Annotated in this window: 21 protein-coding genes and 1 pseudogene; 7 read left to right on the top strand and 15 right to left on the bottom strand. The window is 61.1% G+C overall.

Annotated elements, in window-relative coordinates:
- The first annotated feature begins 24 nt into the window (after positions 1 to 24).
- The 3 genes from NKI47_RS20150 to NKI47_RS20140 all read left to right on the top strand — a co-directional run bounded on the left by NKI47_RS20150 (position 25) and on the right by NKI47_RS20140 (position 2,536).
- Positions 25 to 648, top strand: a complete 624-nt coding sequence (locus NKI47_RS20150) for a hypothetical protein (protein ID WP_352593080.1) — start codon at positions 25 to 27, stop codon at positions 646 to 648.
- The gene (locus NKI47_RS20145) at positions 648 to 1,682 is read left to right on the top strand and encodes a hypothetical protein (protein WP_352593077.1); all 1,035 of its coding nucleotides are present in this window, start codon (positions 648 to 650) and stop codon (positions 1,680 to 1,682) included. Before NKI47_RS20150 ends, NKI47_RS20145 begins: the two co-directional genes overlap by 1 nt.
- 113 nt (positions 1,683 to 1,795) lie before the next feature.
- Positions 1,796 to 2,536, top strand: coding sequence for a gamma-glutamylcyclotransferase (locus NKI47_RS20140; protein ID WP_352569789.1), 741 nt, complete (start codon positions 1,796 to 1,798; stop codon positions 2,534 to 2,536).
- Here NKI47_RS20140 and NKI47_RS20135 read toward each other — a convergent pair.
- The 9 genes from NKI47_RS20135 to NKI47_RS20095 form a co-directional block, all read right to left on the bottom strand.
- Positions 2,523 to 4,514 (bottom strand): glycoside hydrolase family 127 protein, encoded by a 1,992-nt coding sequence (locus NKI47_RS20135; RefSeq protein WP_352593074.1) that lies wholly within the window; start codon positions 4,512 to 4,514, stop codon positions 2,523 to 2,525. The genes NKI47_RS20140 and NKI47_RS20135 overlap by 14 nt on opposite strands.
- Before the next feature lie 27 nt (positions 4,515 to 4,541).
- Positions 4,542 to 5,399: a carbohydrate ABC transporter permease gene (locus tag NKI47_RS20130; protein ID WP_352593071.1), complete on the bottom strand. Its 858-nt coding sequence runs from the start codon at positions 5,397 to 5,399 to the stop codon at positions 4,542 to 4,544.
- Positions 5,399 to 6,325 carry a carbohydrate ABC transporter permease gene (locus NKI47_RS20125; RefSeq protein ID WP_023674365.1) on the bottom strand — a complete coding sequence of 309 codons (927 nt, stop codon included), beginning with the start codon at positions 6,323 to 6,325 and terminating at the stop codon, positions 5,399 to 5,401. The genes NKI47_RS20130 and NKI47_RS20125 overlap by 1 nt, the downstream gene beginning before the upstream one ends.
- Before the next feature lie 181 nt (positions 6,326 to 6,506).
- The gene (locus NKI47_RS20120) at positions 6,507 to 7,760 is read right to left on the bottom strand and encodes an ABC transporter substrate-binding protein (RefSeq protein WP_352593068.1); all 1,254 of its coding nucleotides are present in this window, start codon (positions 7,758 to 7,760) and stop codon (positions 6,507 to 6,509) included.
- A gap of 70 nt (positions 7,761 to 7,830) precedes the next feature.
- Positions 7,831 to 8,886, bottom strand: coding sequence for a LacI family DNA-binding transcriptional regulator (locus NKI47_RS20115; protein WP_352593065.1), 1,056 nt, complete (start codon positions 8,884 to 8,886; stop codon positions 7,831 to 7,833).
- A gap of 239 nt (positions 8,887 to 9,125) precedes the next feature.
- A complete protein-coding gene (locus NKI47_RS20110; RefSeq protein ID WP_352593062.1) occupies positions 9,126 to 9,929 on the bottom strand; it encodes an HNH endonuclease family protein in 804 nt (267 codons plus the stop codon).
- Positions 9,926 to 11,575 (bottom strand): AAA family ATPase, encoded by a 1,650-nt coding sequence (locus NKI47_RS20105; protein WP_352593059.1) that lies wholly within the window; start codon positions 11,573 to 11,575, stop codon positions 9,926 to 9,928. Before NKI47_RS20105 ends, NKI47_RS20110 begins: the two co-directional genes overlap by 4 nt.
- The gene (locus NKI47_RS20100) at positions 11,562 to 13,166 is read right to left on the bottom strand and encodes a restriction endonuclease subunit S (protein ID WP_352593057.1); all 1,605 of its coding nucleotides are present in this window, start codon (positions 13,164 to 13,166) and stop codon (positions 11,562 to 11,564) included. Before NKI47_RS20100 ends, NKI47_RS20105 begins: the two co-directional genes overlap by 14 nt.
- Positions 13,163 to 14,743 (bottom strand): HsdM family class I SAM-dependent methyltransferase, encoded by a 1,581-nt coding sequence (locus NKI47_RS20095; protein ID WP_352593054.1) that lies wholly within the window; start codon positions 14,741 to 14,743, stop codon positions 13,163 to 13,165. The genes NKI47_RS20100 and NKI47_RS20095 overlap by 4 nt, the downstream gene beginning before the upstream one ends.
- Positions 14,744 to 15,353: 610 nt before the next feature.
- On the opposite strand from NKI47_RS20095, the gene NKI47_RS20090 reads away from it, so the two are divergent.
- Both NKI47_RS20090 and NKI47_RS20085 read left to right on the top strand, forming a co-directional pair.
- Positions 15,354 to 15,746 carry a dihydrofolate reductase family protein gene (locus NKI47_RS20090; protein WP_352593051.1) on the top strand — a complete coding sequence of 131 codons (393 nt, stop codon included), beginning with the start codon at positions 15,354 to 15,356 and terminating at the stop codon, positions 15,744 to 15,746.
- Between the two features lie 81 nt (positions 15,747 to 15,827).
- Positions 15,828 to 17,558 carry an adenylate/guanylate cyclase domain-containing protein gene (locus NKI47_RS20085; protein ID WP_352593048.1) on the top strand — a complete coding sequence of 577 codons (1,731 nt, stop codon included), beginning with the start codon at positions 15,828 to 15,830 and terminating at the stop codon, positions 17,556 to 17,558.
- 1 nt (position 17,559) lies between these two features.
- Here NKI47_RS20085 and NKI47_RS20080 read toward each other — a convergent pair.
- Positions 17,560 to 17,802 (bottom strand): annotated as a pseudogene (locus NKI47_RS20080) (hypothetical protein); the annotation flags it as partial.
- Positions 17,803 to 17,838: 36 nt separating this feature from the next.
- Here NKI47_RS20080 and NKI47_RS20075 point away from each other — a divergent pair.
- Positions 17,839 to 18,375, top strand: coding sequence for a dihydrofolate reductase family protein (locus NKI47_RS20075; protein WP_352593045.1), 537 nt, complete (start codon positions 17,839 to 17,841; stop codon positions 18,373 to 18,375).
- 170 nt (positions 18,376 to 18,545) lie between these two features.
- Here the strand turns inward: NKI47_RS20075 and NKI47_RS20070 are convergent, their stop codons facing one another.
- A complete protein-coding gene (locus tag NKI47_RS20070; RefSeq protein WP_352593042.1) occupies positions 18,546 to 19,451 on the bottom strand; it encodes a LysR family transcriptional regulator in 906 nt (301 codons plus the stop codon).
- Positions 19,452 to 19,481: 30 nt separating this feature from the next.
- Positions 19,482 to 19,613 carry a hypothetical protein gene (locus tag NKI47_RS20065; protein WP_023674354.1) on the bottom strand — a complete coding sequence of 44 codons (132 nt, stop codon included), beginning with the start codon at positions 19,611 to 19,613 and terminating at the stop codon, positions 19,482 to 19,484.
- Between NKI47_RS20065 and NKI47_RS20060 the strand changes: the two genes are divergently transcribed.
- A complete protein-coding gene (locus NKI47_RS20060; RefSeq protein WP_352593039.1) occupies positions 19,591 to 20,487 on the top strand; it encodes an MBL fold metallo-hydrolase in 897 nt (298 codons plus the stop codon). The genes NKI47_RS20065 and NKI47_RS20060 overlap by 23 nt on opposite strands.
- Before the next feature lie 89 nt (positions 20,488 to 20,576).
- Here the strand turns inward: NKI47_RS20060 and NKI47_RS20055 are convergent, their stop codons facing one another.
- The 3 genes from NKI47_RS20055 to NKI47_RS20045 form a co-directional block, all read right to left on the bottom strand.
- Positions 20,577 to 21,446 (bottom strand): patatin-like phospholipase family protein, encoded by an 870-nt coding sequence (locus tag NKI47_RS20055; RefSeq protein ID WP_352579217.1) that lies wholly within the window; start codon positions 21,444 to 21,446, stop codon positions 20,577 to 20,579.
- Between the two features lie 270 nt (positions 21,447 to 21,716).
- Positions 21,717 to 22,961, bottom strand: coding sequence for a M16 family metallopeptidase (locus tag NKI47_RS20050; RefSeq protein ID WP_502898060.1), 1,245 nt, complete (start codon positions 22,959 to 22,961; stop codon positions 21,717 to 21,719).
- A gap of 166 nt (positions 22,962 to 23,127) precedes the next feature.
- Positions 23,128 to 24,492, bottom strand: a complete 1,365-nt coding sequence (locus NKI47_RS20045) for a M16 family metallopeptidase (protein WP_352593032.1) — start codon at positions 24,490 to 24,492, stop codon at positions 23,128 to 23,130.
- Between the last annotated feature and the right edge of the window lie 21 nt (positions 24,493 to 24,513).

Below are 24,513 nucleotides of genomic sequence, written 5' to 3'. Positions count from 1 at the left end.
TCCCCGGATGCCGTCGTCGTCAAGATGCCGGTCCATCTGTCCTATCTGTCGTTTGGCATCGGAACCGTGTCGAATCCGATAGCCACGAGGCCGGTCTCGGTCGGGGTGATCGGATCCGCCAGCCAGCCTGGGTTCGTCTCCTTCGACTGGCATACGCCGCAGCAAGCAGGTCACTATTGCCTGCAAGCTTTGCTCGACCCGGCCGATGACGCCAACTTCGCCAACAATCTCGGGCAAGAAAATACCGATGTCGGACTGGCGCAGTCGCCAGCAACATTTCAATTCGAGTTGCGCAACGCTACCCGTCGGCCGCATCGGTACCGGTTCACCGTCGATGCCTACACCATTCCGCCGCTCGGCCCCTGTCGCGACGACCGGCAGCCAACGGAAGAGACCGCCAAGGCGGAGCAAAAGCGCCGGCTGGCGGCACACTTGCCGTCGGCTCATCCCCTGCCGCCGGGCTGGAAGGTCGAGATTTCGCCTGACCTGCCGTCGCTGGCGCCGGGCGAACAGGTGACGATCACGGCGGTCGCTACGCCGCCGGACGGCTGGACCGGCCGGCAAGCCCTCAATCTGAATGCATTTGACGAGGGTGACCGCGCCAGCGGCGGCGTCACCTTGACCGTCCTCAGCAGCTTGGAGCCGTGATGGCCACCGACGACAAATCCTGGACCAAGTGCACGACCGCCGACGAGGTGATTTCGGTCAACCAGTACATCAGCGCGGCGATTACCAGCGGCATATTCGCAGCCGTGATGGTCGTGGTGGTGGTCGCGATGGGCGAGCCGTGGTGCATACCGATCGCGCTGGTGGTGACTGAGATTGTGTGGATTCTCGCTTATTGCGACTGGTGGCTCAACAAACGGCTGGTTTGCCTCGGCGAGCCGGTGAGTATCGTCGGCATGGTCATCAGCATCGAGCCGCCGTCGGAGAAGACCTGGCCAGGAAGCCTGGACTCCGACTACAGCCTCAATTTGCTGCTGCCGAACAACCCGGTGGGCGTCTCCCAGGCCGTTGCCGCCGCCAGTGCCCCGTTCGGCTATCTGATGGCCGAAAACGCAATCACCTCCTCGCACGGCTTTCTGTTCACTGGGAACCCGGCGGAGGACAAGGTGACCGGAGTAAAGTCAGAGGCGCTGCATGTGGAGTTCGAAGGGGCATCGATCCATGACCTGCAGACCGTCAACATCCTCGCCCTGATCGCCGCCCTGGCAGCGCTGGCGCTATGCATGTCGGGCGTCGGCGTGGTCGTCGCCTACGTATTGGCGCTTCTCGCCTTGCTCGCTTCGCTGCTCGGCGCGGCCTTCAGCAGTTCGGACACCGCTAGTCCGAGCGATGCCGGCCTGCCCAGCATCGAGACCAACAAAGGCGATGGAACCGGAGCGACAATCCTGGGGGTGACCGGCCGGTGGGTCTATGATGCCGGACACATCCACGACAGCTTTCATGAAGGCCACAACGAACTGCATCCGGTCCAACAGGCCCAGATTCTGGGACGGCCATGGGACGGCGACTGGCCCGACGATATCGACGAAATCGTTCGGGGCTACCAGGACGGCTACGCGCAGTCCCAGGATCCGCTCACCAAGGCGCAACAGGCCCGGCCCGGCTCCCGGTGGTCGGTCCATCCCTATGTTGACGGCTGCAACGACACCGTCCGGCCAGATCAGCCTCCGCACTAAGCCAGTCAAGCTGTTGGACACGATAGTTCGAATCCCGATACCGCGCTGGTGTACTCGGCCCTTGAGAATCCTTCAGCCTTCGGCAACATGGCGGCAAGGCTGAGAGCATGAGGATGAGCAAGGTCATTTCCGCCGCATCACGGCGTTCGCCGCGCAAGACACCGATGGCGCTGACCGAGGCGCTGGTCGCCCGCACCTTGCGTGCGGTCGAGGATGCCGGGCCGACGCCGGGCATGGTCTATATGACCGATGCCGATTACGCGCGCATTCGCGACGAGGTGCTAGCCGGCGCGCCGGCCGGGCCGGTGAAGCTGTTCGCCTATGGTTCGCTGCTGTGGAAGCCGGCCGGCGAGGTCAGGGGTGGCGAACGGGCCGTGGCGACGGGCTGGCACCGTTCGTTCTGTTTTACGGTGCAACGCTTCAGGGGCACCGTCGAGCAGCCCGGCCTGATGATGGCGCTCGACCGCGGCGGCCAATGTCAGGGCATGGTGTTCGAGGTCGCCGAGCCAGTGGGGGCCAATCTCGAAACGCTGCTGCGACGTGAGATGACCATCCTGCCGGCCGTCAACGTGCCGCGCTGGCTGCAGGTCAGGACGGGCGACGGCACGGGCCAAGCGCTTGGTTTCGTTGTCGATCCCGCCAATCCGCGCTATGCCGGCAAGCTCGAAAAGCGAGCGATAGCGGCGACCCTGGCCACGGCCGTCGGCCATTGGGGTTCGGGCGCCGAATATCTGTTCGAGACCATTCGCCATCTCGACGCCTGCGGCATCCGCGACCGCAATCTCTGGCAGTTGCAGGAACTTGTGGCCGAGGAGATCGGTCGGGCGCTGCGGTCGGGCTTCATTCGTCCCTGAGCCAGACCAGCATCTCGCCGGGGTCGCGGTTGTCCCAGGCGAAATACGGCACGGCGGTGATTTTCGCGTCCTCGACCGCCGGCGGTTCGGTGCGGTAGAGCCCCTCTTCCCAGTTTTCGAAAGCCTCCTTTTTGGCAATCGCCGAAAGTATCACGACGCCGCCCAGAAGGTTCGGCTGCTGACGCGCCTCGATGTCGGCCGTTCGCGGCAGAGCGATGCGGTGCAGCTGGCTGGAATTGTCGGTCTCCTCGACGCAATAGATCAGCGGGCCGCGCGCCAGTGCGACACGGCCGATATCCTGCCGCACCTGTGGATCGGCGTAGAGGCGGTCGACGGCCATTTCGAGGTCGAGCTCGACGCGGTCGCCCTTGCGCCATTCGCGGCGGATCGCGGCATAGCCGTCGCTGCTGATGGCAGCCAGATCGACATCGGCGCCGTTGACCTTGAGCGCTGCCTTGCGGCACCAGGCCGGCAAGCGCAGGTGCAAAGTGAACTCGGTCGGAGCTTCCGGTTCGACAGAGATCGAGACCGCGCCGTCCCATGGATAATTACTGGTCTGGGTGAGCTCTATTTGCCGGCCCGCGATATCGAAACGAGCCGTGCCGTTTCCATAAAGATGGACGGCGAGTGCGTCGTCCGACAGGCCGTAGAAATAGCTGCCGATCGAGGCGACCATGCGCCCGACATTGGGCGGGCAGCACGGGCAGCGGTGCCATTTCCAGCGGTGGTGGGCGCCGCGGCTTTCGAGCGGATTTTCGTAGAAGAACAGCGAGCCGTCGAGCGACAGGCCGGAGATCGAGCCGTTGTAGAGCGCCCGCTCCATGATGTCGGCGTAGCGCGCGTTGGGGCCCATGCCGAGCATGCGGCTTGCCCAGAACACCAGGCCGACCGAAGCACAGGTTTCGGCATAGGCGGTGTCGTTGGGCAGGTCGTAATCGGCAGTGAAACCCTCATTGTGCGAGGACGGCCCGAGGCCGCCGGTGACGTAGAGGTTCTTGGTCATGAGGTCGTCCCACAGCCGGTCGAGCGCCACCCGCAGCGTGTCGTCGCCATATTCGGTGGCGATGTCGGCCATCCCCGAATAGAGGTACATCGCCCGCACCGCATGGCCGACGACCTTGTCCTGTTCGCGCACCGGCTTGTGCGACTGGTTGTATTCGTAAGTCTTGAAATGATAGGCCTTGGGGTCGGCGCCGCGTGCTCGCGCCTCCTCGTCGAAATAATGCGGCTGCTGGCCGCGCTGATCGATGAAATATTTGGCAAGCTCCATGTATTTGCGCTCGCCCGTCACCCGTGCCAGCTTGACCAGCGCCAGCTCGATCTCCTCATGGCCGCAATAGCCCTTCTTCTTGCCGGGCTCGGGACCGAACGTTTCGGCGATGTGATCGACATAGCGGCACATGATGTCGAGCAGCTTGCGTTTTCCCGTGGCCTGGTAATAGGCGACCGCGCCTTCGATCAGGTGGCCGGCGCAATAGAGCTCGTGGCAATCGCGCAGATTGGTCCAGCGCAGGCCGGGCTGGATGCGCTGGTACCAGCTCGACAGATAGCCGTCGGGCTGCTGCAGCTTGCCGTACATGTCGATGACTGCGTCGATCTTCTTCTCCAGCTCGTCGTTGCGGCGGCGGTAGAGCGAATAGGCGGCGGTCTCGATGGTCTTGCCCCAATCCGAGTCCCAGAACATCTGCGTCGTCACCGTCGATCCGGTGAACTCGTTACCGGCGGTGGCCGCCTCGTCCGGCGAAGGTGAGTGGAACGGAATAACGACGCCGGGCGACGGCCGGTCGGGGTCGATCTGCTCCAGCATGCGCGCCTCGACGCAGCGGTCATAGAGGATGCCGGCGGTTTTTGAGGCGACGGCATCGACGCGGTCGCCCCAGAAGCCGCGCACATCGACCTGCGGCACCGGCAGCGGGCGGAAGGCGAGTTTTGGCTTGCCGGGCTCGGCAGCCGGCTTGGTGGACAGCGATGCGGTCATCAATTTACTCCGGTTCGGTTCGATTGGTCACTTCACGGCCCCTGCCATGAGGCCGCGGATGTAGAAGCGCTGCAGCAGCAGGAAGAGCACCAGGCACGGCACCATCATCACGGTGACGCCAGCCTGCACGGCGCCCCAGTCGATGGCGCCGAAGCGGCCGGACTGCAGCGCGGTCATCATGATCGGCAGCGTGAATTTGGACTGGTCTGTCATCAGCACAAGCGCCGCCAGAAACTCGTTCCAGGCGCCGAGGAAGGCGAACAGCGCGATGGTGACGATGCCCGGCCAGACCAGCGGCAGCATCACTCTGAGCAGCATGGTGACGTTGTTAGCGCCGTCCATGCGCGCGGCCTCCTCGATCTCGCGCGGCACCGCATCGAAGGCGTTGCGCATCATGAAGATCGAGAACGGCAGCTGCAGCGTGACGTAGACGCAGACCAGCCCGGTCAGCGTGTTGTGCAGGCCGATTTTTGTCAGCACCAGGAAGATCGGCGTCAGGATCGACTGGAACGGGATCATGATCGTCGACAGGATGACGACGAAGAGCAGGTTCTTCAGCGGAAAGCGGAAGCGCGAGAAACCGTAGCCGGCGAGCACGCTGACGATCACCGACAGCACCACCGTCATGACCGAGACATAGATGCTGTTTTGCGCCGGCAGCCAGAGGCCGTCACCAAAGGTGTTGAGCGTGGCGTAGTTCTCGAGCGAAAAACCCGTCGTCGGCCACGGCGGCAGCGGCGGCTGGCGCGCCTCCTGCGCCGGCTTGAAGGCCGAAAGCACCGTCCAGGCGATCGGCGCCAGGAACAGTAGGGATGCGATGATGCCGGTCGAGTGCTCGGCGATCTGCATGCCGATGCGGCGTTTGCGGCTCCTTGCCTGCGCCATCAGTCGACCCCCTCGGGATTGCGCAGCAGTCGCAGCTGGATGAGGCTGAGCGCCACCAGGATGACCAGCAGGACCATCGAAAGTGCTGCGCCATAGCCGAGCTTGAACGACACGAAGGACTGGTTGAAGATCCAGTAGACGGCGGTCAGCGTCTGGTTGCGCGGGCCGCCGCGCAGGATGATGTAGAACTGGTCGAAGGCGAGGATCGAGCCGGCCACCGACAGGATCAGCGCCAGCGCCAGCGTGCGGCGCATCAAGGGCAAGGTAATCGCCCGGAACCGCGCGAATGGCCCTGCCCCGTCGATCATCGCCGCCTCCTGCAGGTCCGGCGGGATCGATTGCAGGCCGGTCATCAGGATGATCATGGTGAAGCCCGCCACCTTCCACACGACCATGGCGATGATCGACCAGAAGGCCGGCTGGAAGGTCGCCAGCAGGTTGAATTTCTTCTCGGTCAGGCCGAGCTCGAAAGCGGCCGGGCTGAACAGGCCGGAATCGACATTGAGCAGCCATGACCACAAAAGGCTCGCCGAGGCGAAGCCGATGACCGCCGGCATGAAGAAGGACGTGCGGTAGAAGCCGGTCAGCTGCCGCGGCCTTTCGATGAACAGCGCCAGCGGAAAGGCGACGGCGAAGATCGCGATCGTCACCACCACCGTGTAATAGCCGGTGAACTTCAGCGCGTTCCAGAAGCGGGTGTCGCGCAGGATCGCCCAGTAATTGTCGAGGCCGATGAAGCTATGCGCGCCCATCAGCGGCCAGTTGTGCAGCGACATCCAGGCGGTCATGCAAAGCGGCACGATGAAGAAGACGACGACCAGGGCGACGGCCGGCGCGACATAGAGCAGGCCGATCCACTGCCGGCGGCCGGCGCCGACCAGTTTGTATGCGCGCGCTGGCGCGGAGATTGCTGTGATGGTGGTCATGCCGTGGTCTTCCGTTAGCGCTACGTCCCCCTCCCCCTTGAGGGGAGGGTCCGGCCGAAGGCCGGGGGTGGGGTCCTCCGCGAAGCGCGCCGACGGTTCTTTCTGTCGGCGCGTTTCACGGAGGACCCCACCCGGACCTTCGGTCCGACCTCCCCTCGAGGGGGAGGTGGGCGCCGGCGCTTTACTTCTGCGGCGCCGAATCGATGATCGACTGCATGGTCTCCTGCGCGTTGGCGATGGCGCCGTCGACGTCTTCACCGAAGAAGACCTCGTTCATCATCTGGTTCCACGGACCGTTGGCCGAGTTGATCAGATCGTTGAACACCACCGAATAGGGCGTGCGGCCCTTGGCCATGGCTTCGGCGGCGACCTTGTAGCGCGGGTCGAGGTCTTTCAGCGCCTCATTGGCGATGTCGCCGCGCACCGGAAGGCTGCCGTATTTCGCCAGGATCGTCTGGCCCTCGAGCGAATAGGCGAAGTCGAGGAACTCCTTCACCACCGCGACCTTGGTGGTGCCCTTGGTGACGACGAAATTATCGCCGCCGGCAAACGACGACCAGCTGCCATCCTTGCCGGGAAGGAAGGTGATGCCGTAGTCGATGTCGGGATATTGCGTGTTGAGCGCGCCGATGGCGAAGGCGCCGGACGGCGAGATGCCGATATTGCCGGTGGCGAAGGCGGCAAAGAAGTTGGAGCCGGTGTCGGTCTGCGCGCCTGAAGGCACCAGGTCCTTCTTGACCATCGAACGGTAGAGGTCGATGGCGCCGCGCATCTGCGGCGTGTCCAGCGTCGCCTTCGAGCCGTCCTCGGTCAGGATGTCGCCGCCCGAGGCCCAGATCAGCGGCGTGAAGGTGAAGATGTTGCAGCCGCCGCAATTGCCGGAGAAGTAGAAGCCCTTGATGTCGCCGCCGAGCGCATTGACCTTTTCGGCGTCGGCTTCGATTTCGGCCCAGTTGGTCGGGCCCTTTTCCGGGTCGAGCCCGGCCTGCTTGAACAGCTTCTTGTTCCAGATCAGTACCGAGGAATCCGCCGAGAACGGCAGCCCGTAGATGCGGCCTTTATAGGTGCCGGTCTTGACATGCGCCGGCGACAGGCTGGCGAAATAGGGCAGCGATTTCGCCCAGTCGGTGATGTCTTCGAGCTGGCCGGCGGCGGCGAAGGACGGCGTGTAGATCAGGTCGAGCGACAGCGCATCGGGTGCCGTGCCGCCGGCGGCGGCAGCGCCATATTTCGGGATGATTTCGGCGTTGGGGATGATGTCGAGCTTGATCTGGTTCTGATGCCCCTTGTTGAAGGCATCGACGACGCGCGGCATGAAGTTCGAGCCGTCGGCGCGCACCCAGATGTTGGCGGTGTCGGCGGCGGCCGAGCCGACTGTCGCCAGCGTGCCCAAAATGCTCGCGGCGATGGCGAGCCCGGTAATGGTGGTTCTCATGCTTCTCCTCCACATGGTTCTAATTTAGCCGCGCCCCCAAGCGGGTGACTATCGACACGGCCCGTTTCGTTCAGCCGTCCGGCGGACGGCCGCATGACTGACGCACCACCAGCCGGCACGGCAGTTTTCTGATGCCCGGCTCGGCGGGTTCGCCGCCGACGAGCGAAAGCAAGGCAAGGCCGGCCTCGCGGCCAAGTGCTGAAAGGTTCATGTCGACCGAGGTCAGCGGCGGCCGGGTCGCCTCGGCGACGATCTGCCAATTGTCGAAGCCGATGACGCCGACCTCGTCCGGCACGCCGATACCGCGCTCGCGCAAGGCATCGATGACGCCGCGCGCGATCTGGTCGTTGCCGCAGAAGACGGCATCGGGCTTTTCGCGCGTGCCGTCGAACCCCTCGCCGTCGAACAGTTTTCTGACCGCCTCGTGCCCCCAGGCCTCCGACCACGGGCCGAGCAGCGGCTCCATGACCGGCAGGCCGTTCTCGGCCAGCACCGCGCGATAGGCCTCGGCGCGGGCATGCACCACGGCAAAGCTCGCGGGACCGCTGACATGGGCGATGCGCCGCCGCCCGAGCCGGCAAAAGTGCTCGACCGCCAGCCGCGCCCCGCCGGCATCGTCAGAGACGAAGGCGATGGCGCCGGGATCGGGCTGGGTGAAGGCGTAGATCGCCGGAATGCCGAGATTGGCGAGGTCGACCGGCAGATGGCGGTCGATGCGCTTGCCGGTGGCGATGATGCCGTCGACGCGCTTGTCGAGCATGGCATCGACATGCAGCTGGGCAAGGCGCGGGTCGTCCTCGACATTGCACAGGAACACCGAGACGCCGGCATCGACCAGCGCATCGGAAACGCCGGCCATCAGCGGCAGCGAAAAGCGGCCATAGGTGTCGTTGGTCAACAGGCCGACGGTAAAGGAGCGCCGCCGCAACAGGCTCTGCGCCAGGCTGTTCGGGCGAAAGCCAAGCCGCTGCGCCGTCTCGCGAATCCGGGTCCGCGTCTCGGCCGTCATCCGCCCCTGCCCGTTGAGGGCCTTGGACGCCGTGGCGACGCTGACGCCGGCGAGTGCTGCCACCTCACGCAGGGTGACGGGCTGCTTAGCGGGCGTTGGCTGGACGTCGGACGCCATGATTCGGATATCGATCCTCCCAGGTGGGAAAAGCTTTTCTCTTATGGGCCTCCGGGGTGCTGAATGGTGAGGTCAGCGGATGCGGGGCGATTTGGGAAAAGGTTTTCTCAGAGGGAGATTAGGGAAAGGTGTGAGGGATGGCAAGGGGGAATGGCGGGGTGGCCGGTGGCTTCCCCCAGATCGAACTCTGGTGCTACTGCATTTCCGAGCGCGACGCATCGGTTTCGAAAGCTTGTCGATCACGCAGCTTTCTTGGCCTCAAGTCTAAACTTATGGCGGGCTAGTTGAAGCAACACGTCGCCATTCTGAATGGTTGCCTTCGCCGCCATGGCTGTCGCAGTGAACTCAGAGGCGTCGTCAAATAATTCAGCAATATCCTTGCAAAGGTCGGACGAAAAGTCCGCTGCATCCGAGTTCTCCTGGTGCCTTTTGTCTTCGACAATTGCTTGGAGCTTGGTCAATTTTTCGGTGCATTTTCGCCATTTTGCGCGCCGCTCGTCACATAAGATTTCGCTGTCCAAACCGTAAGTAGGAACCGTAGAATTCACTCGGGACACTGCACTTGAATCGTCGGGCTTTGAACAAACCGGCTCTCCTTGGTCTGAGAACGTCAGCAAATCCGGGTCGCTCAAGACCGTAGGGTCGAGCAGCAGCGGCCGTTCCGCGTTGCAGGATACCGCCCACGTCGAAGCGCGGGAGGCCTCATTTTCAAGGGGGAATTTGTCGAGCTTTTTTCGATTTGGCTTACCACCACAAAGGCGAAAATTTTTCCATTCAAACGCCAGCCATGGATAGATTTTCTTCGGCCGATAGTGGTCTACCTCGAAATATGAAACTTTCTCCCGAGCCTCGCTATACCAACATTTCCCATTATTGGCGCTGTCAAGAACTGGCTTCAGCTCAGACCAAATGGCAGCTTTGCCGTTGATAAATTTCCGTCTCTCGCCCGGATCAGCGATCTCGAACGCCTGCTTAAGAGCCGCGGCTGCTTTTTCGGCCCATTTTCCTTCAATTTTGGAAATGTCAAGGTAAACGTACTTCAATTTAGCTTCTCAATGAGTTTCTTGATATAAACAGCCTGATCGACAAGTTCCTGTGGAGTGTACGAGCGCTTGCGTTCAATTTCTAATTCGTGCCTGGCCCTCAAATAGGCGTCGTAATCCGGGTCACGGCTCTGATATGCTAGGCCAAACGCGTCCAACTTTTTGTTAATGAGCCGCAGCTGCCCCTCAATGTCTACATCCTTCTGCATTGCTAAGAGGACGTTGCGTTTATCGATCCATCCCTGCGTCTCAGGATCAAGCGTCGTTCTCATCCCAAATATCTGACGCAACACACCTGCCATTCCGAGACCCTGCGGATCAACTGGTGGATGGTCGACCTCTGTCTTGCCGGTTTCGCGATTCTTATAGACGATCTGAACATCCTCTCGTTTTAGACCGGCGATTGTCAGAGGATCATGGCTGGTTAAAATGAACTGGCAATTTGAGATATTACCCCCCTGCTCCTTGATCGTGCGAAGGAAGTCCCACTTCCAAGCCGGGTTCAAATGCGTGTCCGGCTCATCTAGCAGAAAAAGGGTCTCTTCGCCGTGGGTAAGGTACAGCAGGCCGACAATGGTGAGGAGCTGTTTCTCGCCGTCACTGATCTCCTTAGAGGAGATTTCCTGTTTCACGCCATTGCGCGTAACCCAAACTTGCGCGTCATCCAAAATATCGAGAACCGCTAGGGCTTCTAGCAAAGCGAAGAACCGCTGTTCATTCATCTCACTGCCGTAGGCCCGAGACAAAGACTGTTCATCGGAGAAGAACAGAAATATTTTATCCGTTTTGGCCGGCTCAGACTCGGGTTCGCGGTCGTCGCGAGGATCATCATTCTCGATGCTAGCGACAAAGGGAGCCAGCGCGGCTTTCCAAAGTGCCAACAAGAACTCTCCGGCTTCATTATCCAGAGATCTTGTCACATCCCACGGGAACGCATTGGCCGAACCTGGTTCAGCAGGCAATACAAACCAATCTGGCCGCTTGAGCGTGATCAGGGCGCTGTCAAACCCGTCGATCGACAGCTCCGACTTGAGAAAGCTTTGCAGACCCGCCTTGCCAGACGCAAAATAGGAAAGCAGCACCAGCGGCGCGTTTTTTAAATGTCCGTAGAAAAACCGGCGCATGGTGCCCGGCAACGTGAAGCGGCCTTTTGCCAAATCCGGCTCATCCTCCTCGATCTCGGTCCTTTCCGCGATCGAGAGGCGTGCGTCATGGAAAATGTTGCTCTCATCACGCATGAAGATGCGCTGCAGATTTTGCCGAGTACCAGAGTAGTAGCCGAAGATGTTGGCAGGCAGGTATGACTGTCCATCGTAGAACTCGTCCATTGAAATTTTTCTTTGCCTCCTCTCCCCGACATGTTTCACACTAACTGAAGTGCGCCTGCCGGATTTGGCGCTTCGGCTATGCTCTATTGAGATCGTGGCCGAGCGGATTTGGTAGCGAAGCTCATATGCGAAAAGTGTCTCTTCTCGAAAGGCCAAATCGCGAAAAATAGTAGCGATGACTTCCAGAAGGTTCGATTTCCCTGAACCATTTTGACCAACCAGCACCACAGCATCACCAGCTGAGGAGAAGTCGACGGTGACGTCCTCTAGATTTTTAAAACCGCGGACAGTCAGCTTTCTATTTTCACGCCGCTTCAAGCTCGCTGCTAACCGATTCTCGAATAGACTTCGCCTTCATCTCAAAGCGCAACTGCTTGTAGAACTCGTCAATCGACATTCCGCTTTGCCGCCATAGCTTTTCGGGAGGCATATTCCCTTCTTCTTTCAGCAAGCCCGTAAGGTGGTCATTACTCACATCATTTCGCGTTTTTTCCATGCTCCCCGCGCTCTCGTATAGTTTTCGTGCTTTTTGAGTCGAAATGAGGTTGTCTCGTACTTCTCCGTTAGGACCTGATGGCTTTTGTGATCTTGTTTCGATCCGTTCATCAGCTATTCGCTCCAGCAACACGGAAGCGGGCTCATCACCCGGGTCTTGAGGCACCAACCCCCCCTTCACGGCCTTGGCGAGAATGGCTTGGTCTAGTCGATTTGTCAGCGCCAGCGCACACTTTGCCTCGGCGAGAACCTGATCAATTTTGGCGAACGCGGATTCGATCCGCAGAACAATCTCTCGCTGTTCTAGCAATTCCGGCAGTGGAAAAAAAAAGGCCTTAAGTTTGGATGCATTGATATTGGACTGGCTGACACCGTCGCTTTTGACTCTCCAGCAATATTTGCGACCCAGAGGGCTATTCAAGCAGTGGGTCAGGTAAAGAGGGTCTAGCCTAGGCTGACATATTACACGTATCAGATAACCGGCATATATAGCGGGCCGTTCATCCTGATACAAAGCAGTTTTTCCAACAAGGGCAGGACTGTTTGTTCGATTGAACAACACGTCGCCCTTCCGAAGGGCATACCTCTCAATTTCATTTTTGTCGGATGTGTATACCAAGCTGCTCCAGTCCAGGATGCCATTTTGAATATTCCCCATTCGGAGCACTGGAACGGTCCCATAGGGTAGAGACTTCGACGCTGATCCGTAGGAAAAATCTGTCGCGACTTCGCCAAGTTTGACCTCTTTTGCCGCAGGCAAGTTGTTTGCAGTCCGCCACTCGGCGGTAAGATTACCGCTGAAGGCCTTTTCTAGAAGTTTCTCCTTGAAGCGGGCGGCGAGTGCGCCAATGCGGGATAGCTCCTCACGGGCACGGGCGCTTTTAGCGGTCAAACCCTCAACTTTGCCGACTATTCGCCTTTGTTCCACAAGAGGTGGGACAGGTAACTCCAACAGTTTTAAACGACTGCTCGCGATTCGTTGCCGCGTCGATCCGCTCGCTTTTCCGGCAATTATTTGTCGAATATTCGGACTATTAATGGAATACATGACCCAGTTGGTGTCTATGTTGCCACCTTGTACGCGCCAAATTAGTATATCCACCGACGTGATCGCCTCTCGCCCAAGTCCTGGGAAAATGCATGCCCTGCCGAGTGGGTCAGGCATTCTGGCGATCAACAAATCACCCTTCTTCAAGAAAGTGCATCTTAGACGCCGCGCGGTGACTTCTGTTACAAATCTAGCGGATCGATTGCGGAAAAAACCGTCGCCTATATCGGCCAATTGTATCAGACGAACCTGACCGTTTGGGTCCTGATCTTTGCTTTCAATCCAGTCTCCGTCTGAGACCAATCCCCCAGTCCCCGAAAGTGTTTGCAGATTTGCAACAGCCCAGCCTGTTGGCAACTCGCTCATTCTTCCAACTCCTTTTCCGCAAGCTCCATTTGCAGTGATTGGATTTGCTCCAACGCAGTCTGGAGATGACCGAAAATGGCCGCAGCGATATCGTCTAACTCGATCAAGCCATCGTCCGGGGTATCATTCTCCTCTCGAAGCCAAGTGACATCGAGATTGTCGTTTCGATCGGCGATTTGTCGCCGACTGAATTTCCGGAAGCGGCCTCCCTCGCCTTCATCCTGCCGGTCTGCGTTGCCATCGGGATCGTCACCGTAAGCGGCAATGAATTCTTGAAAATGACCAGGCGTCAGTTGATTTGTTTTGCCGAATTGAGGCATTTGATTGCGGAGATCGTAAAACCAAACCTCCTTGGTTTCGTCAACTTTAATGCTGGCACGATTAGGCTTGGCGCCCTTTTGCAGAAAAATAACGTTTGTCTTGACCCCTTGGGCGTAGAAGATGCCGGTCGGTAGTCGAAGAATCGTGTGGACCTTGCATTCGCGCAGCATCTTGCTGCGCAGCGTCTGTCCTCGCCCGCCTTCGAACAGCACGTTGTCCGGAATGATGATTGCCGCTCGCCCTTCGGGTGCAAGATTGCGAATGCAATGTTCCACGAAGGGCAGTTGATAGGAGGAGACGTTTGCAGTTTCGACCAGATCGTCTCGGGTCGGTGCGCCACCCGCCGGACCGAAGGGCGGATTGGTCAAAATGAGGTTGGCAGGTTTCATACGTGCGCCTGCCGGAGACAGCGTATCACCGAGCTCCACATGCGCCGGCGACAGACCGTGCAAGAACAGATTCATCAGCAGGAGGCGGTAGGTAGCCGGCACATTTTCAAATCCATGAAAAGCTTGGGTCCGTTGGAATTCCTGTTTCTTCGTGTCGGCTAGTTCACGATAGTCGTCCGCGCGCGCGCGGATATAGCGATCCGCAGCGATCAGAAAACCGCCAGTACCGGAAGCGGGATCCTGGATGATCTCGCCGGGCTTCGGTTTCATCAATTTGACAATTACATCGATCAGTGCGCGAGGAGTGAAATATTGCCCGGCGCCTCGCTTGGTCTCTTCGGCGTTCTTCTGTAGCAAGCCTTCATACAGATCACCGAACTGGTCGCGCTCTTCGCTGAACCAGTGGAGCTTGTCGATAGCCTCGACAAGTGTTTTGAGATTGCCCGGCTCACGAAGAAAGGTGGATGAATTGGCAAAAATCGCTAGGACCATCCAAGGGAGAGGAGAGGCAGCGGCGTAGTCACCCGCAACTTTCTTATGATGTGTCTTCCGCTCCTTGCTAGCCTTTGCCGACAGGATTGTGGGACGAGCTACAATCTTGTCTTTGCCATTGATCCGGACTTCGGTGTTACCGAGCAAGGCCAGGGTCTCACGGTAGAGCTGGAGCCGATTGAGACCCTCAGTCCTCAATAGGTCAACCCACCGATGGCCAAGCGGGATGCTGCCTGCCTCCTGCCCGCGCTCCTGCATCATTTTCAGGAAGAGGAGATAGGTCAGCTCGGTCACATACTGTTGGTAGGTAATGCCATCTTTGCGCAATATAGTGCAGAGGCGCCATAGCTCCTGGACGACGTTTTGCGCGTTCATACCACTCCCCCCGAATCACCCGTGTCGGCGATCAGTTCGTGTAAAACATCCTGCCCTTGCGCACTGAACTTGTTTCCAATTTGGCTGATCTTTCCACGGTTAGCAAAGGCCCGTCGATCAAGAGCTGCGACATCCCTATTCGCATTTCATTTAACGCCTGGCCAACGCTTTGGCTCGCGTCGCTGGACGGCACTTTCAACACAGCAACGATTCTTTCCTGTGCACGCATACTGTTCACCCGCGCTTCGTAGGAGATCGCAGAGTTCGCCGAGTCGGACATGGGACCAAAGATTTATCGAAGCAGCGATCTGGCGCAAGCTTGGAGGATACAAAGTTTTTAGCAGCCCCGCACCTTCCCAGTCCTGCCACACCCCTGCACCCGGTTAGGATCCTACCTGATTGCACCAGACCCCGTCGTGCTTCAGCGCGCTGGTGGTGAACACCCTGTCGACGATATCGGGGATGTCGTTGCGTTGGAAGGCCGGCGGCCTGAGACCGGCGGCGTCGCCGGTGCGCTTGCCCGTGGCGATGATGGCGCTAGGTCAAGGGAGGCCGACGTTCGTCTCTGATATGTCTAAAACGACTAAGCGCCGCGCGTTTTTCACGCAGCGTGTCGCAGAAGCCCAACGCGCCATCCGTCCTCCGCCAGAAAGGAACCCGCGATGCCAAACTCATCGTCACCGAATTCATCAGCGTCGATGGCATCGCCGAGGTCGAGAAGCTGCCGAGCGTGACCTGGAACGATGAGATGCAGAAATTCAAGGACGACGAGCTGGCCGACAGCGGCGCCATGCTTTTGGGGCGCACGAGCTATGAGATCTTTGCCGGCTCGTGGCCCAAGGAGACCGGAGATTTTGCCGACCGGTTCAACGCGCTGCCGAAATATGTCGCCTCGACGCGCTTGACGCCGCGCGGATCCCTCCCGCGATTGATGCGATCGAGTTCGCAGCCACCCGGCGGAAGGCGGAAGGTTCTGATCCGCCCTTTCTTGCTGCTGCGGTAGAAGACGTCTTGATTCAGCCACAAGCCCAAATTGCTGGATTTGGCAGCCCAGGAAGGATAGGCTTGGTTTTTGGTTCAAGCGATGGAACAGAGACTAGCCGCAATTCTGGCTGCCGATATGGCGGGCTACAGTCGGCTAATGGAGGCCGACGAATCCGGCACGCTCGCACGCCTTCGGACCCATCGCATAGAACTGGTCGATCCCGCCATCGCGAAGAACAAGGGCCGGATCATCAAGACCACCGGAGACGGCATGCTCGTTGAGTTCCAGAGCGTGACCGATGCCGTGAAATGCGCCGTGGAAATCCAACAGCGCATGAAACGGCGCAATTCGGATGTGCCGCAAGAACGGCGTATCGAATTCAGGATCGGCATAAATCTCGGCGACATCATTTTCGACGATGAGGATATTTTCGGCGACGGCGTCAATATTGCCTCGCGCATCGAGCAACTCGCCGACGTCGGCGGTATCTGCGTGACCGCAGCGGTGGCGACCCAAATTGCCGACCGTCTCGAAATTGCCATGGAGGACCTGGGCGAGAAGACGTTAAAGAACATCAGCCGCCCGGTTCGCCTTTATCGCGTTGGGTTTGATAGTTCTGTCCTGCCGGAAGTCGAGGCGAAGCGATCCATCTCGAAACCTTCGATAGTGGTGCTGCCATTCACCAACATGAGCGGCGACCCCGAGCAGGAATTTTTCGCGGACGGACTGACCGAGGACATCATCACCGAACTGTCCCGCCACCATGAGCTGTTCGTCATCTCGCGCAATTCCAGCTTCGTCTACAAGAACCGCGCCGTGAATGTGCGCGAGGTGGCCGAGAAACTCACCGTCCAATACCTGGTGGAGGGAAGCGTCCGCAAGATCGGCGACAGGGTGCGCGTGACGGTTCAGCTCATCGACACGGCGAATGACGCTCATATTTGGGCAGACAAATATGACCGGAAGCTGGACGACATATTCGCGATTCAGGATGAGGTGACGGCGGCGATCGCAGCCACGCTGCCCGGTCGTGTCGAGGCGGCTCAGCGGGACCAGCTCGCGCGGGCGAAACCCGCAAACATGGCCGCGTATGAATGTGTGCTTGCTGCCAAGGTGCTGCATCACCGAAGCACGATTACGGATAATGAACGCGCGCAAACCTTGATAGAAAGGGCCGTCACGCTCGACCCCGATTATGCCCATGCCCATGCCTGGCGGGCCTGCATTCTTGGCCAGGCCTGGGTCCATAACTGGTGCGAAGACAGGGATGCCGTCTGGAACAACATCATGGCGGCGCTGGACAGGGCGCTGGCGCTGGACAACAACGATGCCGATGTCCATCGCATCCTCGCGGCAGTGAACGTGAACAACAATGAGCTGACCACAGCGCGCTACCATCAAGAGCGGGCGCTGGCCCTCAATCCCAATTACGACCTCGTGGTGGTGCAGCAAGGCGAGTTATTGACGTGGCTGGGGAGGCCGGAAGAGGGAATTGAATGGATCCGCAAGGCAATGCAGTTGAACCCGCACCACCCGGAGAGGTTCTGGAGCCATCTGGGAAAGGCGCATTTCGCCGCGCGCCAGTATGGCGAGGCGATCGAAGCTTTCATGCATCTGTCAACCATGGACTCGGCTCAGCACGCTTTCGCCGCTGCCTGCTACGGCTGGCTCGGCGACGAAATCGCGGCCGCGGCGCATCTAGGCAAGATCAGAACGCTCGATCCCCAATTCGACCTCGATTCATTCATCGCCACCCTGCACTTTGCCCAGGAGTCTGATGTGCAGCACGTCCGCGAAGGACTGCTGAAAGCCGGTATTGGCCACCTGTAGCCAGCCCGTAACTCGCACGATCGGCGATAACCTGGACCTTAGCCACGGCGAAATAGCTACGGCTCTCTTCTACCTTGCTGGGCTCATAGTAGATGATCCAGTCGCCGACGCATGCTTCGACGTGGCGCAGATACTGGTCAGGAAACTGGTATTGCGCAGCGGGGCGGTCATTGTAGATCGAATCTGAACAGGGAAAGCCCTCCCCCTGAAAAAGCGCCGCGCTAGTTGACGGTGCAGTTCGCACAAGACCCGCACGGCCGTCCGACAGAAGGAACCCGCCATGAGAAAACTCATCATCACCGAATTCATCAGCGTCGATGGCATTGCCGAGGTCGAGAAGCTGCCGAGCGTGGCCTGGAACGATGAGATGCAGAAATTCAAGGACGACGAGCTTGCCGACAGCGGCGCCATGCTGTTGGGGCGCACGACCTATGAGATCTTTGCCGGCTCGTGGCCCAAGGAGACCGGAGATTTCGCCGACCGGTTCAATGCGCTGCCGAAATATGTCGCCTCGACCAGCTTGCAGGCGCTCGACTGGCAGCCGGCCGAGCTGCTGCAGGGCGCGTTGCCGGAAGCGGTCAGAGGGCTGAAGCAAGGCAGCGGCGGCAACATCTATGTGCATGGCAGCCTCAGTGTCGCGCAGGAATTGCTGCGCCACGGCCTTGTCGACCGCATCCGCCTGCTCAGCTATCCCGGTGCCGTCGGCCAGGGCAAGCTGCTGTTCCCGCCCGGCGCACAATTGCCGCTCGAGCTGATTTCGGCCACGCAATTCAGCAACGGCGTGGTGGCGCTGGAGTATGCGGCTGGAATGGGGTGATGAGCCAATCTCCCCCCTTGAGGGGGAGATGCCCGGCAGGGCAGAGGGGGGCGTCTCGCGTAATGCGCCAACCCCCACCGACGCAAGAGGCAGGCCGCGCCCGGTCGAACCGACCCCCTCTGGCCTGCCGGCCATCTCCCCCTCAAGGGGGGAGATCGCAGCTTCGCCCATCAGCGCCCCCGCCCGCCTGCCTCCAGCTTCTGCTCGGCCGCGATCAGCATCTCGACAAACCTCGTCACCTTGGGCGGGCGGAAGCGGGCGGCGGGGTAGACTGTGTAGATGCCGCCGGAGGGCAGCCGCCACTCGGGCAGGATCTGCACCAGCCGCCCGGCGGCCAGTTCGTTCCGCACCAAAAAGTCCGGCAGCACCGACAGGCCGGCGCCGGCGCGGACCGCTGCCAGCACTGCCGGCGTTGCGTCGATCGAAATCGTTGCCTGCATGCGCACGGTCTGCTGCTCGTCATCGCCGCGCGAAAATTGCCATAGCAGCGGTTCGCGCAGCGCCATGTTGGCGACGAAGGGCAGCCCGGCGAGGTCTTGCGGTTCGCCGGCGGTGAACCGGCCTGCAAAGCCGGCGCCGCATACCATGAATTGTTGGAAGGTGCCGATGCGCCGGGCCTGCAGGCTGGAATCGGCCAGCCAGCCGACGCGGATGGCCACGTCGATGTGGCCGGAAACCAGGTCGATCGTCTCGTCGCCCAGCGTCAGCTCCACCCGGCAGGCGGGATAGCGCGCGCTGAAGGCGGCGACCACCGGCACCACCGCCGATGTGCCGTAGTCGTTGGACGCAGCGATGCGCAGCGTGCCGGTCGGCTCGGCGGCGGCCTGCGCGAGCTCGTCGAATGCATCCTCGGCCTGCTGCAGGACCTGCAGGCAGCGGGCATGGAACGTTCGGCCGGCCTCGGTCGGATGGACGCGCCGCGTCGTGCGGATCAGCAGCGTCGTTCCGACATCGCGCTCCAACCGCGCCACCTGCTGGCTGACCACCGCCTTGGTGATGCCCAGCCGCTCGGCGGCCCGCGTGAACGAGCCGGCATCGACCACCGCCGCGAAATAGGCCAGCCGGTTCAGGTTCATGCTTCGCTCATGGCGGAGGCAGTCTCATTGTCAGGCAATGGCATACATTACGTCTATTTTGTCGGCCTTCAATACGCATTCCGCTTTTGCCATCTTGCGGGCATCGAGGCCGCCGAATTCCGGATCCCAGGAGACATCCATGTTCACACGGAGAAGCATCATGAAAACCACCCTCGCCGCCGGCGCTGCCGCGGTCTTTGCTCCCGCCGGGCTTGGCCATGCGGCAGGCGGGCTTTCCTGGAAACATTTCCCCGCCGGGCAAAACGGCTTCTTCCGCGCCCCGGTGCTGGTCTCCGGCGCCGCCGAAGCCGTGCTGATCGATGGCGGTTTCACTTACCCGGACGGCCGGGCGGTGGCCGAGGCGATCAAGGCGACCGGCAAGACGCTCACCACCATCTATGTCAGCCAGTCCGACCCAGACTATTATTTCGGCCTCAAGCCGATCAAGCAGGCGTTCCCGCAGGCACGAGTGATCGCCGCAGCCGAGACGGTGGCCGCCATCAACGGCAATGTCGAAAAGAAGCTCGCCGTCTGGGGGCCGCAGCTCAAGGAGAATGGCCCGCAGGCGCTAGCCGACGTCGTCATCCCCGAAGCATTCGACGGCAAGACGCTCAACGTCGATGGCGAGACCATCGAGATCGTCGCCGCGGAAGGCCTCGCCAACCGGCGCTATCTCTTCGTGCCGTCGCTGAATGCGGTGTTCGGCGGGGTGATGATCTTTGCCGGCGTGCATGTCTGGACCGCCGACACGCCGACCAGGGAACTGCGCGCCGCCTGGCTCGCCAATCTCGAAAAGATCGCGGCGCGCAAGCCGGCAATCGTCGTGCCCGGGCACATGACGCCTGAGGCCGCTACGGACCTTTCAGGCGTCGAGCACACCAAGACCTATCTCATCGCCTTCGAGGAAGAACTGGCCAAGGCCAAGGACGCGGCCGCACTGAAGAGCGCCATGGAAGCCCGCTTCCCCGGCCTCGGCATGGGCGTCGCGCTCGACATCGGCTCCAAGGTTGCCACCGGGGAGATGAAGTGGGGCTGAGATGGCCGCCAATCGCGAGCTGATCCGCGCCACTTACGAAGGATACGCTCATGGTCCAGCGGGCGCTGACGCCGGACGCTTGATTACGGTCATCCGCCGAGACGGTTCGTGCGCTTGCTGGCTTCGGCTTTGGCCCGGGCCTCGACCGCCTTTTCGATCTCGCGCTTCAGCTCGTCCTTGATCGCCACCGTCTCTGCCATCAGCGCCTCGACTTTCATGAAATCGAGCACCCGGTATTTCGAGACGGCCGGCCGGATCAGAATGTCGGGCCGGCTCTGGTTCAGCTTGCTGGCGATGATCGACTGCATCATCAGCTGCGTGGCGCCGAACATCAGGTCGACGGAGGTCGGGAATTTGCGGCCGGCCTCGGTCGGCGCGCCGACCACGTCGACGGCGATGATGATGTCGGCGTCGAGCTCGATCAGGTCGAACGGCACGGGATTGTAGATGCCGCCGTCGATCAGCAGCCTGCCGTCGCGCATCACCGGGCGGAACACCGCCGGGATCGCCGCCGAGGCAGCCAGCGCCGAATGCAGCTCGCCTTCGTCGAACACGGCGAGCTGGTGGCCATAAAAGTCCGTTGCCGTCACCTTCAGCGGTATCTTCAATTCGGCGAAGGTTTCGGGAATGGCGTCGGGCAGGAACGCCTTGAGGATGCGCTCGACATTGAACTGGCTGACCCGCAGGCCGCCCTGCATCGCCTCGGCAAAAGTGCCGGGCCGCGCCCGCCACATGCGCGTCGCCACTTCGGCGCGGCGGCCGAGGATCGAGCGCGTATAGTCGTGGATGTCCTTGCCGGTCATGCCCGAGGCCATGCCGGCGCCCATGATGGCGCCGATCGACGAGCCGGCGATTGCTGCCGGCCTTATGCCCAGCTCGTCCAGCGCCTCGATGACATGGATATGCGCCAGCCCACGCGCCCCGCCGCCGCCAAAGGCAATGCCGAAGCTAGGCGCCATTTTGGCTGCCCCATGTGGCGGAGCTATCGAATTTGGGCAAATGCCCCCTCGCCCGGATTGTCGGCAGTTTGCGGCCGTGGCGCGTCTTTCCTTCTCCCCTTGTGGGAGAAGGTGGATCGGCGCGGAGCGCCGAGACGGTTGAGGGGTGTTGGACGGAGCTCGGTCGATGCCAAGCTGGAGCACCCCTCATCCGTCGCCTTCGGCGACACCTTCTCCCACAAGGGGAGAAGGGGGAGCCAACCGGCGCAGGCCAGTGCGGGAAAAGTGGGCTCATCCCTTGCTTCCCAGCTTCGGCCCGACCACCATGACGGCCGGCTCGGCGGAGAGCAGCTTTTTCGCCACCGCTTTCACCTGGTCCAGCGTCACCGCGTTTATCAGGGCGGCGCGGCGCTGCATGTAGTCGATGCCGAGCTTGCCGAGCTGGATCTCGAGCAGCGTTGAGGCGATCGCGCCGGAGGAATTCAGATTGTTGATGGCATAGGCGCCGATGATGTATTTCTTGGTCGCCGCCAGCTCGGCTTCGGTCGGCCCCTCCTCGGCCATGCGCTTGACCACGTCGCGCACCACGGCCAGCGTCTCGGCCGCCCTATCGGCGCGGGTCGAGGTGGTGATGGACAGCGCCTCGGAATGCTGGTGGTCGACGAGGTCGGAGCTGACGCTGTAGGCCAAGCCGCGCTTCTCGCGCACCTCGTCGAACAGCCGCGAGGTGAAGGTGCCGCCGCCGAGGATCTCGTTCATCAGCACCGCGGCGAAGAAATCCGGCGCATTCCGCTTCACGCCGGGATAGGCGAGTTGCAGCGAGGCCTGCGGCTGGTCGTAGACGACCTCGAGCTGCTGGCCGAGCTTCAGGTCGATGTCGGGAACGGACGTAAGCGCCTGCTTTTCCGGCAGGCTGCCGAACACCAGGTCGAGCTTCTGCTTCAGCGTCTCGGCGTCGATGGCGCCGACCACCGCGACATGCAGGCCGTCACGGGCGAAACTTGCCTTGTGGAAGGCGCTGAGATCGGCCGGCGTGATCGTCGCGATGCTTTGCCTGGTGCCCTGGTCGGGCCGCGCATAGGGATGCCTGCCGTAGATCGCGTCCAGCCATTTGCGTTGGGCGAGCGTATCGGGATCGCGCTCGTTGGCGATGATGCCGGACAGGATCTGCGCGCGGATGCGGTCGATCGGCACCTGGTCGAAGCGCGGCTGGATGACCGCCACGCGCAACAGGTCGAAGGCGCCGTCGCGCTGCTCGGCCAGCATGCGCATCGAGCCGTAGATGCCGTCGCGCTGCGCATCGAAGCTCATCTCGGCGCCGACATCGTCAAGCTTGATCTGGAAGGCCTCGCTGTCGAGGTTGCCGGCACCTTCGTCGAACAGGCCGCTCATCAGATTGGCAAGCCCTTCCTTGCCGGGCGGATCCTGCGTCGCGCCGCCATCGAAGACGAAGCGGATGGCGACGATCGGCACCGAATAATCCTCCACCAGCCAGGCGGCAATGCCCTTCGACGAGGTCACCTCCTGGATGTTCATGGCGGCGCGAGCGGAAAGCGCCGGCAGGATGACAAAGAGAAGGGAGAGGAACAGGGTTGCTAGAAGAGAGCCGGCGTGCGGGCGCTTCCGTTCTCCCACAAGGGAAGAAGGGGAGGAGCCCACGAGGGGAGAAGGCAGAGCAGGACCATGCTGGCTCATCATCAAATCAATTCCCAGCTTGGGTTTGCGGCAGAAGATAGCCGGTCGTTGCGTGGTCGAGATTGAGATAGCGGGCAGCGACCGCCTTGACCTGGTCGGCGGTGACCTTGCGGATGCGGTCCGGCCATTGCTGGACGTTCTGGACGTTACCGCCTGTGGCGAGCGTCGAGCCGTAGATGTTGGCCATGTCCTCCTGCTTGTCGCGGGCAAAGATCATCGAGCGTACGAAACGGTCCTTGGATTTTTCCAGCTCGTCGCTGGTGACGCCGTCTTTCGCGATGCGGGCGATCTCGGCGTCGACCGCGGCCTCGATGTCGGCAAGCTTGGCATCGCCGCGCGGCGCGCCGTAGACGGTGAAATTGGTGTCGTCGAGCATGGTGCCCTGGAAGAAGGCGCCGGCCTCGGCGGCGATGCCTTGCCTGACGACAAGCTCCTGGTAGAGCCGGCTGCGGTTGCCGCCGCCGAGGATTTCGGACAGCACGTCGAGCGCTTCGGCTTCGCCGGGCTTTGCCGTGTGATAGGACGGAACCACCCATTGCGTGGTAAAGCTCGGCACGCTGACGCGCCCGTCGGTCAGCGTCACCGTGCGCCTGGTGTTCTGCTCGGGCTCGACGGGTCGGATGCGCGGCGGCAGGTCCGGGCCGCGCGCGATCTTGCCATAGGTCTTTTCGGCCAGCGCCTTGACCGTTTCCGGTTCGACATCGCCGGCCACCACCAGCACGGCGTTATTGGGTGTATAATATTTGTTGTAGAAGGCCAGCGCGTCGGTGCGGTTCAGCTTCTCCATCTCCTGCATCCAGCCGATGACCGGAATGCGGTACGGCTGGTTCTGCCACAGCGTGGCGTCGATTTCCTCGTCGAGCACCGCCTGAGGATTGCTATCGATGCGCGAGCGGCGCTCCTCGAGGATGACGTCGCGCTCGGTCTTGATGACGTCGTCGTTGAGGATGAGATTGCGCATGCGGTCGGCCTCGAAGCCCATCATCTCACCGAGCGCCTGCGGCACCACTGTCTCATGAAAGGCGGTGTAGTCGTAGGAGGTGAAGGCGTTGTCCGAACCGCCGATGGCAGCGACGGCGCGGTCGAGCTCGCCCGCCGCATGGTTGCTGGTCGCCTTGAACATCAAGTGCTCGAAGAAATGGGCAATGCCGGACTTGCCCGGCGGCTCGTCGGCGCTGCCGATCTTGTACCAGACCATATGGGTGACGATCGGGGCGCGGTGATCGGGGATGACGACGACCTCCATGCCGTTGTCGAGCAGGAAATCGGTCACGACGCCATCGTCAGGATTGTTGTCCGCCAGAGCCGGCGCGGCCATCCCAAGAGCCAGTCCCAAGAGCGCTCCGCGCAGCCATTCAGCCTGAAATGTCATAGATGGCTCCGGTTTGTAGTG

Source organism: Mesorhizobium sp. M0633 (genome assembly GCF_040320645.1).
In the GTDB taxonomy this organism is placed as follows: Bacteria; Pseudomonadota; Alphaproteobacteria; order Rhizobiales; family Rhizobiaceae; genus Mesorhizobium.
Note: the sequence above shows the minus strand (reverse complement) of the source record. Positions and strands in the feature narration are given on the sequence as shown.

What these genes read in the sequence shown, in the direction of transcription:
- NKI47_RS20150 (WP_352593080.1), top strand. Translation starts at nt 25, where the DNA reads ATGCCGGTCCATCTGTCCTATCTGTCGTTTGGCATCGGAACCGTGTCG.
- NKI47_RS20145 (WP_352593077.1), top strand. Translation starts at nt 648, where the DNA reads ATGGCCACCGACGACAAATCCTGGACCAAGTGCACGACCGCCGACGAG.
- NKI47_RS20140 (WP_352569789.1), top strand. Translation starts at nt 1,796, where the DNA reads ATGAGCAAGGTCATTTCCGCCGCATCACGGCGTTCGCCGCGCAAGACA.
- NKI47_RS20135 (WP_352593074.1), bottom strand. Translation starts at nt 4,514, where the DNA reads ATGACCGCATCGCTGTCCACCAAGCCGGCTGCCGAGCCCGGCAAGCCA.
- NKI47_RS20130 (WP_352593071.1), bottom strand. Translation starts at nt 5,399, where the DNA reads ATGGCGCAGGCAAGGAGCCGCAAACGCCGCATCGGCATGCAGATCGCC.
- NKI47_RS20125 (WP_023674365.1), bottom strand. Translation starts at nt 6,325, where the DNA reads ATGACCACCATCACAGCAATCTCCGCGCCAGCGCGCGCATACAAACTG.
- NKI47_RS20120 (WP_352593068.1), bottom strand. Translation starts at nt 7,760, where the DNA reads ATGAGAACCACCATTACCGGGCTCGCCATCGCCGCGAGCATTTTGGGC.
- NKI47_RS20115 (WP_352593065.1), bottom strand. Translation starts at nt 8,886, where the DNA reads ATGGCGTCCGACGTCCAGCCAACGCCCGCTAAGCAGCCCGTCACCCTG.
- NKI47_RS20100 (WP_352593057.1), bottom strand. Translation starts at nt 13,166, where the DNA reads ATGAGCGAGTTGCCAACAGGCTGGGCTGTTGCAAATCTGCAAACACTT.
- NKI47_RS20095 (WP_352593054.1), bottom strand. Translation starts at nt 14,743, where the DNA reads ATGAACGCGCAAAACGTCGTCCAGGAGCTATGGCGCCTCTGCACTATA.
- NKI47_RS20085 (WP_352593048.1), top strand. Translation starts at nt 15,828, where the DNA reads ATGGAACAGAGACTAGCCGCAATTCTGGCTGCCGATATGGCGGGCTAC.
- NKI47_RS20075 (WP_352593045.1), top strand. Translation starts at nt 17,839, where the DNA reads ATGAGAAAACTCATCATCACCGAATTCATCAGCGTCGATGGCATTGCC.
- NKI47_RS20070 (WP_352593042.1), bottom strand. Translation starts at nt 19,451, where the DNA reads ATGAACCTGAACCGGCTGGCCTATTTCGCGGCGGTGGTCGATGCCGGC.
- NKI47_RS20060 (WP_352593039.1), top strand. Translation starts at nt 19,591, where the DNA reads ATGTTCACACGGAGAAGCATCATGAAAACCACCCTCGCCGCCGGCGCT.
- NKI47_RS20065 (WP_023674354.1), bottom strand. Translation starts at nt 19,613, where the DNA reads ATGATGCTTCTCCGTGTGAACATGGATGTCTCCTGGGATCCGGAATTC.
- NKI47_RS20055 (WP_352579217.1), bottom strand. Translation starts at nt 21,446, where the DNA reads ATGGCGCCTAGCTTCGGCATTGCCTTTGGCGGCGGCGGGGCGCGTGGG.
- NKI47_RS20050 (WP_502898060.1), bottom strand. Translation starts at nt 22,961, where the DNA reads ATGAACATCCAGGAGGTGACCTCGTCGAAGGGCATTGCCGCCTGGCTG.
- NKI47_RS20045 (WP_352593032.1), bottom strand. Translation starts at nt 24,492, where the DNA reads ATGACATTTCAGGCTGAATGGCTGCGCGGAGCGCTCTTGGGACTGGCT.